The 16,116-nt window shown below is 56.1% G+C and carries 12 protein-coding genes; 11 read left to right on the forward strand and 1 reads right to left on the reverse strand.

The window, feature by feature from the left end; genetic code table 11:
- The first annotated feature begins 40 nt into the window (after nt 1–40).
- The gene (locus tag VM163_08525) at nt 41–1,591 is read left to right on the forward strand and encodes a lyase family protein (protein ID HUT03918.1); all 1,551 of its coding nucleotides are present in this window, start codon (nt 41–43) and stop codon (nt 1,589–1,591) included.
- A 423-nt stretch (nt 1,592–2,014) separates the two neighbouring features.
- Nucleotides 2,015–4,345, forward strand: a complete 2,331-nt coding sequence (locus tag VM163_08530) for a hypothetical protein (GenBank protein ID HUT03919.1) — start codon at nt 2,015–2,017, stop codon at nt 4,343–4,345.
- A 32-nt stretch (nt 4,346–4,377) separates the two neighbouring features.
- Here VM163_08530 and VM163_08535 read toward each other — a convergent pair whose 3' ends face one another.
- On the reverse strand, nt 4,378–5,799 hold the full coding sequence (locus tag VM163_08535) for a glycosyltransferase family 39 protein (protein HUT03920.1): 1,422 nt from the start codon (nt 5,797–5,799) through the stop codon (nt 4,378–4,380).
- 228 nt (nt 5,800–6,027) lie between these two features.
- Here VM163_08535 and VM163_08540 point away from each other — a divergent pair, with 228 nt between their 5' ends.
- From VM163_08540 to VM163_08580, 9 genes are all read left to right on the forward strand, one after another.
- A complete protein-coding gene (locus tag VM163_08540; GenBank protein ID HUT03921.1) occupies nt 6,028–6,435 on the forward strand; it encodes a hypothetical protein in 408 nt (135 codons plus the stop codon).
- Nucleotides 6,436–6,549: 114 nt separating this feature from the next.
- Nucleotides 6,550–7,923 carry a sigma-54 dependent transcriptional regulator gene (locus VM163_08545; GenBank protein HUT03922.1) on the forward strand — a complete coding sequence of 458 codons (1,374 nt, stop codon included), beginning with the start codon at nt 6,550–6,552 and terminating at the stop codon, nt 7,921–7,923.
- A 25-nt stretch (nt 7,924–7,948) separates the two neighbouring features.
- Nucleotides 7,949–8,656, forward strand: coding sequence for an orotidine-5'-phosphate decarboxylase (pyrF, locus tag VM163_08550; GenBank protein HUT03923.1), 708 nt, complete (start codon nt 7,949–7,951; stop codon nt 8,654–8,656).
- Between the two features lie 461 nt (nt 8,657–9,117).
- Nucleotides 9,118–10,911 carry an ABC transporter ATP-binding protein gene (locus VM163_08555; protein ID HUT03924.1) on the forward strand — a complete coding sequence of 598 codons (1,794 nt, stop codon included), beginning with the start codon at nt 9,118–9,120 and terminating at the stop codon, nt 10,909–10,911.
- Complete coding sequence (locus tag VM163_08560; protein HUT03925.1) at nt 10,908–12,704, forward strand: ABC transporter ATP-binding protein; 1,797 nt, start codon at nt 10,908–10,910, stop codon at nt 12,702–12,704. The genes VM163_08555 and VM163_08560 overlap by 4 nt, the downstream gene beginning before the upstream one ends.
- Before the next feature lie 144 nt (nt 12,705–12,848).
- Nucleotides 12,849–13,061 (forward strand): hypothetical protein, encoded by a 213-nt coding sequence (locus VM163_08565; protein ID HUT03926.1) that lies wholly within the window; start codon nt 12,849–12,851, stop codon nt 13,059–13,061.
- A gap of 782 nt (nt 13,062–13,843) precedes the next feature.
- On the forward strand, nt 13,844–14,092 hold the full coding sequence (locus VM163_08570) for a hypothetical protein (GenBank protein HUT03927.1): 249 nt from the start codon (nt 13,844–13,846) through the stop codon (nt 14,090–14,092).
- 107 nt (nt 14,093–14,199) lie between these two features.
- On the forward strand, nt 14,200–15,372 hold the full coding sequence (locus VM163_08575) for a hypothetical protein (GenBank protein ID HUT03928.1): 1,173 nt from the start codon (nt 14,200–14,202) through the stop codon (nt 15,370–15,372).
- A partial coding sequence (locus tag VM163_08580; protein HUT03929.1) for an RHS repeat-associated core domain-containing protein occupies nt 15,372–16,116 on the forward strand: 745 nt, incomplete at its 3' end. The genes VM163_08575 and VM163_08580, both read left to right, overlap by 1 nt.

Here is a 16,116-nt window from a genome sequence, read left to right on the forward strand (position 1 = left end):
AATATACTGCCGATACTAATCTACCGAAAGGAGCAGAACAATGGATCGTTTTCACGCGGTAAGTCCGCTCGATTTCCGATATTACGGCGGTGAGCAATCGCTCTTCACAAAACTCATGCCCTTCGTCTGCGAAGAGGCGTCAATCTGTTACCAAGCCAGGGTCGAGGCGGCGCTGGTCGAGACGTTTGCCGACCTGGGCCTTTGCTCGCGAGGCGTTGCAGATGAGGTAACTCGCGCATCACGAGAGGTTACGGCCTTCGAGGTTTACGAGCTCGACGAGGCGCTTCATCACACGTCAAAAGCGCTTGTGGAGGCGATCAGGGAGAAGGTCTCCGCCGAGGCTGGGCGCTTCGTGCATCTGTTTGCGACGTCATTCGACATCCTCGACACGGCCAACGCGCTGCGTTATCAGGAGCTCGCACGAGAGGTCCTCATCCCCGACCTCGCCTCGCTCATCTCAACGCTTTCGCGCCTCGCCCGGGAGCACGCCGAGACGGTCCAGATCGGCAGGACTCATGGCATGCACGCCGAGCCGATCACGTTTGGGCTTTTTCTTGCTGTCTATGTCAGTCGTTTTGCGAAGAGAGCGATGGCGATCGAGGCGGCGAGGCAGAACCTCAGGGGGAAGCTATCCGGAGCGGTCGGCGCCCACAACGCGCTGGCGCTCAGGTTCCCGAAATCAGCACACCTTGTCGAGCGGCTTTTTCTCACCAGGCTTGGCCTTCTGCCATCAGAGACGTTCACCTCGACGCAGATCGTCGAGCCCGAGTTCGTCACCGATTTCGCCCATTCTCTCGCCAGCTGTTTCTCCGTTTTGGCCAACCTGGCCGACGACATGCGCCACTTGCACCGCTCGGAGATAGCCGAGGTGATCGAGCCACGGGGGAAGATGGGCATCGGCTCATCCACAATGCCTCACAAGACGAACCCAAAGAGCTTCGAGAATATAAAAAGCCTCTACAAGGCCTTCATGCCCAGAATGATCACGCAATACCTCGACCAGACGTCCGAACACCAACGCGACCTCACCAACTCCGCGTCGGGGCGGTTCACGGTGGAGCTCGTCGCCGCGTTCGACTACGCCGTGCTGCGAATGCGAGACACGTTGAATACCCTCGTCGTTGACGATGCCAAGATGACGGCGAACCTCGAGGCGAGCAAGGGATACATAACTGCCGAGCCGCTTTACATTGTGCTGTCGCTCGCTGGCGTTCCAGATGCGTACCAGAAGGCGAAAGACCTTGCGTCAGCTGCACGGGCACAGGGCAAGACCGTGATCGAGCTGGCCCGCCAAGACGACGCGATCAAAGGAGCTTTGAGAACGTTGAGCCCGCTGAACCTCAGGATACTCGAGGACCCAGCCGGATACATCGGCGATGCCCCCGCGCGGGTACAGGCCACCTGCGATTACTGGGACGCGAAGATGTCGGCGCTGCTTGAATACCTAAAGAAAGAGAAGCAAGCGCTGAAGACGCCACCCACGGGCTGGCTCAAGAGGCTCGCCCAGATGATAGCCGACGCCGAGGCCGGCAAGGGCGCCCCCGAGCAGACTATCCCCCAGACGCGCCGCGAGATGATCGAGGACTGGTAGTGCCTCCACAAAGGATACCAAGAGCCACGAAGAGGGCGCATGATGGCAGAGGATAAGAGCGAGGCGCCGGAAGCCCAGCCAGCCACAGCCTGGTAGTGGCCGTGTTTGCCCCGCCCGAAACACAAAAAGGTATAGCAAGCGACTCCTTCATGCTGCGTGTTAGATTCCACCATTTGCCCGAATTGCCCAAAATAAAACCCCGATTTATGAATTATTAGGGTTAGCGGACACGTCGCAATTGTGGTGTTGACATATTTGTGGCGGCGTGAGAGGATAATCCACAAGGCGTGTTGTATATCAGTTTCAGGTTGGTGAATCCGCCTGAACCGGTGGTCCAACTTGCGAGATTCGGGCTAATCTTGTGCTGAATCATCCGGCGAGGGCGCAAGATAAGAATCGATTTATCACAATGAGGAGAGAGCGATGAAACGTTGCTTCTTCACTCGACTTGGCATCTTATTGGTTACGCTTTTTGCGGTTGTTCTTGGCCTTGGCCAGCTGGCGGGCGCAAGTGGACCTTGGCAGCCGATAGGCCCCTGGGGCGGAGAGATGTATTGTCTGGCGCAGGCGCCGCTTGACCCGAACGTCCTTTTCGCAGGTTGCGCTGGCTTGTTCAAGTCCGGGGACGGCGGTGCAAGCTGGTATAGGCTTCCGGTCCCTAAACAAGGCTTGGTAAGCTCCGTCGCTGCAGCCGGCGCTGGGCAGGGCCTGCTTGCCACGGCGTTCCGCTTCGGCGTGAATTTTCCCCTTGTCTCGAGCGACGGAGGCCAAAGCTGGCAGCAGGTCACGGACGATGTATTTGCGGACAAAAAGGTACATTGGCTTTCGTTCACAAGCCACACGGCGGACGGTGGGTCTCTGGTGGCCTGCACATCTGAAGGGCTTTACGCCTCGGATGACGGCCTGACGGATTGGCAGAAGGTTGGCGAGGGCATTCCCACAACGACTACGACTGCTTTCTTCACGTGCAGCGCTCCCGGGCAGGCCCGGTATTACTTCGCGTGCGGGCAGAACCAAGGGCTTTATCGTTCGGAGGACCTGGCATCAGGTTGGGTGGAGCTCGACTTACCCCAGCCAGAACTTCGCATCAAGAGGGTCGCGGTCGAATGGCGCAACCGCATGAACGTCTATGCCTGTGGCGAGGCGGGGATCTTTAGGTCAACCGACGGTGGGTCCACCTGGGAGACGATCTGGCAAGAGGAGACGGACAGAGTAGCGATCGCCTCATCCGCCACGAGCGTGATATATGCTGCCGGGGGCTTCGGGCTTGTGGTAAGTCCAGACTCCGGCGCGAGCTGGCAGACCCGGCAGGACGGGGTTGTAATAGGCAATTGGGTGACGGGCGACCTGGTCGTCTCGTCCCAGTCGCCGCTTGACGCTTGGCTTGCCTCATTCGCTGGCATATACCGTACAGATGATGCTGGTGGGTCGTGGTACCCATCCAATTACGGGATATCCGGCTGGGGCGTCAACAACATGGCGGTTAGCGATCGGGTGCCTGGCCTGATATTCGCTAACTCCGAGGGCGGCCTGTTCAGGAAGACGCAGGATACAGACTGGCAGCTTTTGGGCGTGACGGGCACGACCATTGAACCATCTCCCGAATGGGTCGTGCTCGACCCAACCGACGACGCGACGGTCTATGCCTGGAGAGGTGGGGGACTCATCAGGTCCACCGATATGGGCAATGACCGGACCTGGGAAACTTTGTTTGAGCCTGGCTGCGGTGCTAAGGGTCTGGCGATCGACCCTGAAAACGGGAATAACCTGTACCTTGCCACCACGAGTAGAGGCGTCATCGTATCACGGGACGCCGGCGAGAGCTGGCAGGAATCGAACTCAGGTCTGGCCCTGGATGGAAACGAGGTCTGGCTAATATCAGTTGCTCCGAGCGATCCAAACGTCCTTTGGGCAGCCCTCGGAGATGTCTGGGCGGTCAAAGATATCTACAAAACGACTGACGCCGGCCAGAGCTGGGCCACAGTTGCGAGCATCACCTACGGGATCAACTGCGTTACTATAGACCCCTCAGACCCCGACGTCGTGTATCTTGGAGTTAGCTACGGAGGTAATAACAGGGTTGAGAAGACCTCGGATGGAGGCAAAACATTCGTTCCATTGTCCGAAGGACTACCGGACATGTGCGTTTACGACATCGCGATTGATCCCACAGACACGAGAATCGTATATGCCGGCACTGGAATGCGAGGCAGCAGTTTTCCTGGCGCCGGGCTTTACGCGCTGGACCCGATCGCCGGGCTTGAATGGGAGTGGATCGAGTGTCCGGGCATCGATGCGCTTGGTCTTTACAAAGTCGCTGTTGACCCCTGGGCCGAAGGCCGTGTTCTCTGCTCGTTTGGTGGCCCTTCGCTTTATGCTTACCAGAAGGCAGCGGTGTCGCCCATCGAACTCTCACTCTCAACGGACCGCGACCAATACGTTGCTGGCGATACCCACGTTGCCATGATATCCGCGACCAACACCGGCGGAGATATCGACGTTGACCTCTACATCGCGATAATGCTGCCGGACGGTTCGCTGTGGTTCTGGCCGGACTTCGGCTCCGAGATGAGCCCCGGATACTCGATGACGCCGATGTCGGAGGGCTTTTCGATCAGCGACTATGCGTTCTTCGAGATGGCGCTGCCGGATGGCCTGCCAAGCGGCACGTACACCTGGTTTGCGATGTGCTTCACGCAGGGGACCGAGGACGCCGTCAGCAACCTGGCAACCGCCGATTGGACTTTTGAATGAGGCGCAGCCGCAAGAGGGCACTGCAATCAGTTTTACAACACCGCCTTGACCAGCTCCTTGAGCGACAACAAGAAGAGGCCAGCAATGAGGTTCAGGCCAATCGCGATTGCGGCAATGCACAGAAGCCATTTCAGGCCCTTTTCGCGGCGGATTGCGTCCATCGAATAGCCCGCAAAGACTATGGTTACGATGTCGGCGGGCATCTTCAGGCGCGAGTGGTATATGATGAGCGTCGTGGCGATCCAGAAGTTCGCCACAATCAAAAGAAGCGGCAGCGAGGCAATCAGTTTCTGTTTTTTGATGGCGAGATAGAGCCCGATGGCGGCGAAGAGAGCAATGACGCCGTAGCAGTAAAGGTATTTGCCTTTCCTACCCTCAATCGACGAGATTGGCATCCAGAAGTTGATGAAGTTCGCAACCCTGTCCCTCACAAAGCGGAACTTATGCTGGCCGTAGAACTCCACGGCCTTGCTCACGAAGAAACGGCTGATCTGAGTCTCCGTCCGCGGCACCTGGGCCGGGCCGTAGGCCTTGCTGATCCCATTCTGCTGCGCCTGAACCCCGAAGTGAGCGTGCCTTTGGATAGCGTCGAAGAAGCCCTCGCTCGTCAGCTTCCCCTTCGCTTGCGCCTGGTCAATTTCGCGCTTTGACTTGGCGAAATCAGCGTCGAAATCGAAGTGGACCTTCGTGTTATGCCATAGGACCCAGCCCAGGTGCGTGTCAGTCGGGATAAACTCGTCGAACACGATGTAGTTCCTTATGACCCAGGGCGAGACCGCAGCCACGAAGACGGCGAGGAAAGCGATTGAGCAAACGGCCGTCCTGTGTATCACCTTGCGCCTCGACAACAGGAACATCATCGGGACGAACAGGCCAATGATAAAGGGGAGCAAGACTGGCCTGCACAGGAAGGACACGCCAAAGAGAAGCCCGGCTGCGGCGAAGAGATTCGCGGCGCCTCGCTTAATTGCGAGAACCACCGTAACAAGCGAGGCGTAGAGCAGGGCGATGAAGAGCGTCTCGGTCATGAGCTTTGGGACGTAGTAGAGCATCGTTGGATACAGTGCGAAGATTGCGCCCGCCCATACGCCCGCGCCTCGCCCGAAGACAAGCAAGCCGAGAAGGAAAACAAGGCCGGCAGTGGCGGAGCTTAAGAGCACCTGAACCCATCGGACAGCCGCATGGTTCCGCGTCCCCGAGGCCTTATAGACTGAGGCGACCACGAGCGGGTACAGCGGGGGCCTGAAAGCTGTGGGATGCCCTCTGAGGTAGCAATAGCCATTCCCCTCGAAGAGGTTCTTTGCGATGAGCTCGTAGTCCGCCTCGTCGAAGTTGAAGTATCGATACTGTGGGATGTTGGGCGAGGACAGGAGGTATATCGTTCTGACTATCAGAGCGCAGAAAAGAAGGATAAGGAATATCCTTGAGTTGCTCCAAGCCTTAGTATTGGTCAAGTTCATCCTGCAATCTGCGGCTGTTTGCTTGAGTCTGTTCCCATATTTGATGTTGTAAGATAGCTCGAATCTAACGAAGATGGCCCTGGCATTCAACTACCGGTTCCCGAGACTGCCCCGTGTCCCCGTTTCTCATCATCTCCTGCTCTCTCTTGACTTGCGACGGATTATGGCGCACTCTCACTGTTAGATTTGGACAGCTCGCAAGTCGCGAAGGAGGTAAGGGACATGGAGTATTGGATCCAATCCATGGGAGAGAATCCGAGGGCACTCGGGCCGATCATCGTTGTGATCGTTGCGGTTGTCATCGTGTTCATCCTTTGGGCCGTCAGCAGGCTGACTTCCAGACAGAAGGAACTTGAGAAAGACCGCCTGGCGTTAGATAGCGAGCTATACAAGCTAGAGAAGTTCGCCACCTTGAAAGGAAAGAAGCAGATGGGTGAAGGCAAGTCCATGCCCGAATCGTTTTGGCCCAAGGAGCATCACGATGAGCCGCGAGACCAGCCTGCAGGGCCACAACCAGCCTCGAACCGCAATGCGGAGGCAGACAAGGCGCCGGCTTGCGAGGACGAAGATGACGAGTTTGCGGACATACGCAGGGAGAACCTAGTCAGGGATTGGACGAAGAACGATTAGCCATTTGCTTTTCTCCTGTTCTTGTGGGTGGGCGGAGTTTTTGGTTTTACAATATCAGAGTGGGCTAACTATCGAGAATCCAGTCGGCCTCTTGCTTTAGGAGGAGTGTTTGCAGTGGCAACAGTTTTGGTTGTTGACGACGAGGCCAACATATTGAAAGTCTTTGCCGCTCGGCTCAAGCAGCGTGGGCACACCGTTTTGACGAGTCTCTCTGCGGAGGAGGCTTTGAAAAGACTCAAAGCAGATAATGTTGATGTGCTTATCTCGGACTACGTGTTGCCGGGCAAGAGCGGAATGGACCTCTTACGGGCGGTCAAGAGTATCCATCCCAAGTTGCCGGTCATAATGATGACGGCCTATGGCAGCATTGAGATGGCAGTTGAGGCGATGAAACAGGGCGCCTACGACTACCTGACGAAACCGGTTGACTACAACGAGATGTTCGTTCTAGTCGAGCGCGCGCTGACTGAACGGGACTTGACCTCGCCAGCGAGGCTCGAGGCTGCTTCTGAGTGCGAATTTGCTGGGATGATAGGCTCTGCTCCCGAGATGCAAGATGTCTTCGACACCATCCGCCGTGTTGCAGACAGCCGCGCCACAATGCTCATAGTCGGCGAGAGCGGCACAGGAAAAGAGCTGATCGCTCGGGCGCTTCACTACACGAGCATTCGAAAGAACGCGCCATTCGTCGCTGTCAACTGCACGGCGATTCCGGAGACGCTGTTGGAGAATGAGTTGTTTGGCCATGAGAAAGGCTCATATACGGGAGCCTATCGTCGGGACAAGGGTAAGTTCGAGTTGGCGGACGGCGGGACGCTTTTTCTCGATGAGATCGCTGGAGTAAGTCTCTCCGTGCAGGCGAAGTTGCTGCGAGTCCTTCAGGAGCGGTGTTTCCAGCGCATCGGAGGCTCTACGGACGTCCAGGTCGATATACGGGTTGAGGCATCAACCCAAAAAGACCTCGAAGACTTGATTCGTCAGGGCAAGTTTCGAGAGGACCTATACTACCGGCTGAACGTGATCACGATTAAGGTTCCTCCGCTTCGGTCCAGGAAGGAGGACATACCGCTTCTGGCCAAGCATTTCCTCAAGAAGTATGCCGACGAGAACTCCAAGAGCATCACGTTGTTTGCCCCGGCGGTGATGCGGGCGCTTGTGAACTACGACTGGCCCGGCAACGTCAGGGAGCTCGAGAACGCTGTGGAGAGGGCGGCCGTCATGTGCACATCCGACAGGATAGTCCCAGAGAACATAAGGCAGTCAATTATGTCCGCCTCGGGCTCGGATGACTTGGTCCGTGACATGCCTTCTGGCGGCATTGATTTCAGAGAGGTAGAAAGGGGCATTATTCTGAGAGCGCTCGAGGCCAACGGCTGGAATCAGACCAACACCGCGAAGTACCTCAAAATAAGTCGAAAACAACTTAGGACGAAAATGAGACATCACGGCCTGCTGGCTGAGGCCTCGGCCGGCGGCGATGACGCTTAGTGAATGAATTGAAGCCGGGGGAGGCATGGACGCATCAAAACTCTTTGTGGCGCTTGACACAGATTCTGCGGATGACGCTCTATCAATCGTTGATGAGCTCTCGGGAATCGTCTCGTCATTCAAGATAGGAAGCGCACTTTTCACACTCGCTGGCGTCACGATCGTGGATACGCTGGTGTCGAATGGACTGAACGTGTTTTTGGACCTGAAATTTCACGATATTCCTTCCGTCATCGCAAAAGCTTCCGTGAACCTGGCCGAAATGGGCGTTCGGCTCATGACGCTGCATACGCTTGGGGGCCTTGAGATGATGAAGGCGGCCGCGGGGAACGTGAGAGAGGTCTGGGACGACAAGCCTCACAGGCCGCTTCTGATGGGAGTAACGCTCCTCACAAGCCTGGACCAACGTGCCCTTTCCGAAGAGCTTTCATGTCGGCGATCGCTTGAAGAGCAGGTCATCCACCTCGCCGGACTTGCCAGGGAAGCAGGACTCGACGGCGTTGTTGCTTCCGGGCGCGAGCTCGAGGCATTGAAGAGGGAGTTTGGGACAGAGCTTAAGGTGCTAGTGCCGGGGATCAGACCCGCCGGTGGCCAGGACGACCAGAAGAGAACCATCACACCTGCCCGGGCTGTCGAGCTCGGCGCGGACTTCCTCGTCGTTGGCAGACCGATCACTAGAGCCAAGAACCCCCGGGCGGCGGCCGAGGCAATAGTCACTGAGATGTTGGGTTGAGGTTCAGAAGATCGGATCGGTCGCGGTGTGCCAGGGGCGGGTGTGCATCCTGAGCGCGTATGCTTTACAGCCTGGTAAGGGGCTTCTGGTGGTGGTTCAGCTGAGGGACACGAGCTTTTCTCTAGCGGTGAAAAAAAGTCCGCAAAAAATACTTGACAAAGTGGGTCAAGCCTTGTTATATTGATGGTTTGATATCTCATACTTTTGCTTCATTGAGCGCTTGGAGGGCTGATTACTGTGGATAGGAAGCGTCCCACAATCTTGGCGGGCGTCTGCGCCGTGGGGTGTTATGCGCAGAATCGGGCGAACGTGCCGGTTCCAAGCGACATTGCATGCCGGGGAGGGCCCGGGGATTTTATTGATTGGTAGAAAATTCAATTTCTCCTCCTTAAAACCCTGGACTCTCACGAGTTCAGGGTTTTTCATTTTTAACGCTACTGGGAAACGGAGATGATGTTCAATTGGCTGAGGATAGAAAGCCGTCACTAAGGGTCATCTGGCGGCTTTTGAAGCACATTAAGCCTTACAAGCGGAAGGCTGTGCTGCTCTATGTTCTGCTCTACGGCGGTCTGGGATTTGACCTATTGAGACCGGTCGTGGTTGCGTGGGCCATTAACCACGTTACTCGAATGGTCCGGGCAGGGGTGGATGAGGCGCAAGTCATACCGCTTACGCTGTGTTACGTCCTGCTTTACATCGGCGCCTCGCTATTGCGGGACCTGTTTCGGTTCCGCCGAGGACTGATTCAGACCGCGCTCGTTCACGGGGTCATCTCGGACCTGAGATGTAAGGTGTACGAGAAGGTGCAGCGGATGTCGCTTGAGTATCATGGTAACACGTCGTCCGGCGAGCTGATCGCAAGGTCCACACGCGACATTGACAAGATCAGGATGTTTCTTGCGACAACGGTCTTCATGGGCCCAGAGATTGTATTCTACATGATCGGCGCGTCGATCGTCATCTTGACGTGGGATTACAGGCTGGGTGTCGCATCGCTTTCCATGGTTATTCCGACCGTTATCCTGATGGCCAAATTCGCGGGGAAGATACGTCCAATGTTCATGGACGCCAGTGACAAGTACGACGAGGTCACAACCGTTCTTCAAGAGAACATCGCCGGGGCAAGGGTCGTCCGCGCATTCGGGCAAGAGAAACGGGAGATCTGCAAATTCGGGAGCAGAGCTCAGGTATTCATGCAACAGATGATCAACGTGATCACTGTCTGGGGAGATAACGTTCCATTCGCCATGTTCATTTTCAGATTGAGCATTCCGTTGACGCTTTTCTTCGGCGGTGTTCTTGTCATGAAAGGAGCGGTCTCTCTGGGCGCCATTGCCGCCTGTCTGCTTTATCTCAATAACATAGCGGATCGCATGAGGGCCGTCGGCCGTATGGTTGATTTTACGCAGCAGGCTTCAGCGAGCGCTGAGAAGATATTCAAGCTGCTGGATGAAGACGAGGGGATAGCGGACGCGGATGGCGCGGGACCTCTCGCTAGGGGACCAGGGCACGTCGTCTTCGACAATGTGTCGCTCAAACTCGGAGAACAGAAGGTGCTCAGCGAGGTGAGCTTCAAGGTCGGGGCGGGAGAAACCGTCGCCGTCGTCGGCAGAACGGGCTGCGGCAAGAGCTCGCTGATCTCACTTCTAGCTCGCTTTCATGATCCGGACGAGGGCCGTGTCCTGATCGATGGTCAAGACGTAACAGAAGTGACTCTCGACTCGTTGAGAAGTCAGGTTGGCATCGTGTTTCAGGACACGTTTCTTTTCTCTGCCTCTGTGGCAGACAACATTCGCTACGGATGTCCCGAGGCGTCGAGTGAAGACATCGTGAGATATGCGAAGGCTGCGGGTGCGCATAGGTTTATCGAGGGTCTTGATTATGGCTATGACACAGTAATCGGCGAGCGCGGCGTCACGCTCAGCGGTGGTCAGAAACAGCGCATCTCAATAGCCAGGGCTGTAGTCTCCAACCCTCGGCTGTTGGTGCTCGATGACGCGACAGCAAGCGTTGACTCCTATACCGAACGCGGAATACACGAGGCGCTTAGACGTCTTTCAAAGGAGAAGACGACCTTCATCATCTCTCAGCGCATCTCGACTGTGCAGCACGCAGACAAAATCATTGTGCTCGATGAGGGCAAGATAGTGCAGACAGGGACGCATGAGGGGCTGCTGCAGACTGATGGCATTTACCGAACTATCTACGAGGGGCAGAGCCTGAACGACAGGGTCGCAGAGGATGTGATCGGATGACCACAGCGATAGATGATGTGGCGCTGCAAGAGGAGCTAGCCCGCGCGCCACTCTCAAAGAAAGTTATCAGACGGATGTTGACGTATCTCGCGCCATACAAGTGGGCGATCGCTCTAGTCTTGGTGATGGAGCTGCTGTGGGTTTCCTGCGCACTGATCGGGCCAAGGCTGGTCAGGATCGGCATCGACGACCACATCGTCAAAGGAGATATCGCTGGCCTGGGGCTGATCGCAGCGCTTTACGCGTTGACCTCGCTTGCCAGATGGCTGCTTGCGCTGTGCCAGATAAGGATTGGCTCTTCGAGAGGGCAGAGAGTGCTGAACGACCTGCGAAACGCTGTATTCACCCACGTTCAGGAACTGTCGATGAAATACTTCGACAAGACCAAAGCGGGAAGGATAATCGCAAGGGCCGATAGGGACATCGAATCGCTCGAAGAGATCGTTACGTGGGGCCTTGTGGAGTTCAGCAGCTGCATCCTGCGCCTCACCGGGGTCACAGTACTCATGTGCCTCAGCAGCCCGAGACTGTTCCTTGCCATTGTCGTGACAATGCCTCCACTTGCGGTCGCAAGCATCTTGTTCCACAAATATGGCCTGGTCGCTTACCGAAGGACTAGGGAGAGCATCTCGCGCATCACGGCGAACCTCGCCGAGAATATCAATGGCGTGCGGGTTGTTCAGGCGTTCATGCGGGAGAGGAGAAACGCTCTGACCTTCCGCAGGCTTAACGATAGATATATCCGTAACATGATGGGCGCCTCGAGGGTGTGGAACACATACTTCCCGTTCATCGACATGATGTTTGCGACGGCTACGGGCATTATCCTGCTTTACGGGGCAGGCCTTGTCGTCCGCGGCGACCTGACGATCGGAGTGCTTCCGGAGTTTATGCTTTATCTGGGCATGTTCTTCTGGCCGCTTGAGGGTCTGACCTATCTTTACAACAATGCCCTTGCGGCAACGGCGGCGGCGGAGCGGATATTCCAGCTGCTTGATGCGGAGCCGGAAATCAAAGACCGCGACAACGCCAAACCGATCCCGGAAATCAAGGGCAGGGTCGAGTTCAAGGATGTCCATTTCAGCTACGACGTGAATGGCAAGCGCGAGTGGGTCCTGAAGGACATCTCGTTCAAGGCCGAGGCTGGCCAGACAATCGCCCTCGTCGGGCCGACTGGCGGGGGTAAGAGCTCCACCGTGTCTCTTATACCCAGGTTCTATGAGGCGCAGCGAGGTAGTGTCACGATCGATGGCCACGATGTAAAGGATGTCACGCTCGATTCGCTGCACGAGCAAATGGGTATCGTGCTTCAGGAGAGCTTCCTTTTTACCGGGACAGTCATGAAGAATCTCAGGTTCGCGAATCCCAACGTCTCGGAACAGCAAGTCGTTGAGGCGGCGAAAGCTCTCGGCGCCCACGACTGCATAATGAAGCTCTCGGACGGCTATCAAACGCAAGTCCATGAGCGAGGCGCGGGCCTCTCACAGGGCGAGCGCCAGCTCATCTGCTTCACCCGAGCCTTCATCGCCGACCCCAGGATTCTCATCCTGGACGAGGCCACATCGTCCGTTGACACTATGATCGAGCAGAGACTACAGGAGGCCATGGGCAGACTGATGCGCGACCGCACGTCCTTCGTCGTCGCGCATCGCCTCTCTACGGTTCGTTACGCGGACCTGGTCCTCGTCGTCGGCGACGGCACGATTAAGGAGCGAGGCACTCACCAAGAGCTACTCGCCCTGGGCGGCGAATACGCAAAGCTCTACCACGAATACATGCGCGATCTGAGCTGACAAGCGCTCCCGACCCAGTGTCTGGGTGCCCACGGCACTCGGGCGGAGAGCCTCCGCTCCCTTACCTTGTGGACCGGAGGTGGCAACCGCACACGTATGTCTTTGGTGGGCGTGGCTTGGGCTGTGAAGGGGAGCTCCGTTTCGGTGCGAGCCGACCGAGTTCGTTCGCCGGTAAAAGAAGCTATGGGTGCGCAGACACTGGGTCGGGAGCAGAGGCTCTCCGCCTTTACATTCTGGGCCCCGATGATGGGTCAGGACATGATATCGACTCTAAATATCATGCTGGCCAAAAAAACGCGCTTGATATACGTTTTTGACTTGACATACATCGCGGAGTGTGGTACAGGCATTTACTAGCTTTACATTTTTTATTGAGGCCCCACAGACATTAGGAACTGATGGCAATAGAGCGAAAAGGAAAGAAAATGAATAAGGCGTTGATGTGGGCGATTGTTATGGAGCTGGTGACTACCACCGAGGGGCGGACAGAATCCGTCTGAAGGCCGACCGCATGTATAAGGCGGAAGTCAACAAGGCAAACGGGGCAGAGACAAGATGTAAGAATAAATGCAGCGAAACATTCGGTGGGGGGGGGAGTGGCGGGACCGAGATGTCTGTGACTTTTGATGCGCAGAATATCCCGGCTCCCTAGTTAACTCGAGGATCCTATTGAAATGGAAACGCAGATGACAGAAGTTTGGTGGCGCCCGTACGCTGGCATTTTCGCGTTTGGGATGTGGTTTGGCTTCATGTACTTGCTCAAGCGGCGCATGAACCTGCAGTCAAGAGGCCAGAGAAGATGGTATACAGTGTTGTGTTCGATCTCGTTGCTGTTCATTGTGCTCCTCTTGGGAACGAGGTGGCCCAGCGGTGTAAGTCCCTTTGAGTCCGCGTTCTGGATGGAGGTCCAACTTCCTTTCAAGTCTTGGGTCGAGAACTGGCAAGGTGTGCTGAAAACTGTCTTGAAAGGTTGCGTATTCGGATTGTTTGTCTTGTTGCTGAATAGAATCGCACATCGGAAATGTGAGAAGCTGCGATAAAAGTTGCGCTTGGCGAGCGCGCGTGTCAGCCGAGCTCGCCTCAACTCCCGGCCAAAGCGCAGCCTCGGCGCAGGTTACGGGAGCGGAGGCTCTCCGCCAATGACCTACGGTCCAGACGGCAAACGACTCAGCTTGACAGACTCGTCCGGCACGCGCAAGTTCTTCTACGATAGAAACGACGTCATTCAGGAGTATAACTCGGACTGGTCAACGGTGAATAAAGAATACACGCACGGGCCGTGGGTGGATGAGCCGCTGTCGATGACTGTGCGAGGCAGCTCGACTGGCGTATCGAGGACAGCGAGCGACACCTACTACCTGATGAAGGACCGGCTCGGCTCCATCTAGTAAAGGCCGTGCAGATAACATGTTTGCTATGTTCCGGAAAGTTCGGTAGATTAAATATGTTCGTGAGATTGGGCTGAAGCTAGAAAGAAGGAGAGGATGATGCTGAAATGGTTATGAGGCAGTCTGTTTTGGGGTTGCTCGTTGTGAGTTGCCTGGTTGTGGTGGTTTTGTCAGGGGTGGCACCTTGCGCGTTAGCAGCTGCGGAGGAGTCGCCTGTTGACACGAGCCACTTAAGGGCGCTAGGTCACGCCAGTGAGTTCTACTTCGACCGAACGATGTTGGATACAGGAGAGACAGCCCTGTTTCCGGAGGCGGACGTGGTGGCCTATGTCGGTGAGCGGTATGCAGATGGCAAGGTATTGTCAACATCCTGGCTCGACAGCTACAACCTGTTTCGTGCTTGCTGCCATTTGGCGAATCGCTATCCTGCGGAGAGCGACCAGCGCAGGCACTGGCTTACTGTTGCCGTGCAGGCTGCGAGCAAATGTTTTGAGCTGGACCCACAGGACGCTGAAGTGTGTTTTACTATCTCTTTGTATGTCATTAGAGATGTCTGGTTTTGCGATGAGCTGATACGGTTGGTCTTGGCAATGCCGAGCCAAAGCAATGCGGCAAAAGCGCTAAAGTACTACAACGTAGCGAACGTGCTCCGTCCGAAGGGTGAGTTTTCTCAGGGACTTCGACTATCGAGAGCAGCGGCCCAGCTATATCCTAAGGACTCAAGTATCCTGCATCAGCTCCGTTGGTTCCAGAAGGCGCAGAATAGGACTGATCAGGCAATTGAGACGACCAAATCGCTGTGCGACGTCGAGGATGCTGAGGGGTCTGAGTGCACTGAGCTCTATCTATCCGTGAAGTGCGACGTGGAGTTGGGAGACCTGCGCTTGGCAAGAGGGGACAGGCGAGAGGCATACCAGTATTACTCAGATGCCTGGCCGAAAATCGAGCGAATGTATTCTGTGTGCGAGGGCTATGCCTGGTTGAAGGTTAGACGGAACGAGTGTGCGACTGGGCTTGGCGTGATTGCTCTCGCAGAAGGAGACGTCGACTCTGCGCTGCTGTGGCTTAAGCGTTCTTATGACGCAGATGCGCCGAAGGGCTTCCTGAAATACGGCGGGTATGATCTGCGGCTTGTGAAGGAGCTAATCAGCAAGGGCCTTGCCCAAGACGAGTGTAAGCGATACTTGGAGGCCGGCTCATCAGTAGGCCAGGAATATCAACGTGCTGCTGCGAAGCGTTTGCTGGAATCTTTGACAACGAGGGACGACACGCCCAACTGATGAAGGACCGCCTCGGCTCCATAATCAACATCATGGACGCTAGCGAGAACCTCAAAACCACGTATAGCTACGACGCCTTTGGCCAACCGACCGGGACGTATCACTCTGGCCAGGTGGATTGCATGTATCGCTTCACCGGGTGCCAACGGCACTCGGATAGCTGCTTTCAGCGGCGAACAAACTGGGTCGGCTCGCACGTTCCGAGCTCCCCTCAGCCCAGGGTAAGGGAGCGGAGGCTCTCCGCCTTCTATCGTGCCCGCTACTACAACCAGTCCCTCGGGCGCTTCTTCTCCCGCGACCCCATCTTCTCCCTTTCCTCCCTCTACGCCTACTGCCACAACTCCCCCGCCAACTTCACCGACCCGTTCGGCCTGCTCGCCGACTCAATTGGTGGCGATGTCGCTGGTACCCCGATGGGAATGTATCATCCTTTGTACCGAGGGCCCCGAAACCTTCCTTGTGCTGCAAAGGGCAATAAGGTCAAGGTGGCCGGCAAGACTTACACAAGCACGGGCGAGAAAAGTGTCGACGGTGGAGAAATATATGAGGCCGAGGATGGGTCAAGCATAACTGTATATGAATATGAAGACGGCACATATACATATGTTTGGAATTTTAGCACTGAGGTTACAGGTAGTGGATCACGCGGCTCCGGGGACGACTTCACGGGCGAAGACTGGGCGGACTTTGAGAACCATGGATATAGTTATGGCTACCGAAAGGAAATAGCCGATAACTACAATC

The organism is bacterium (genome assembly GCA_035527515.1).
Taxonomy (GTDB): Bacteria; B130-G9; B130-G9; order B130-G9; family B130-G9; genus B130-G9.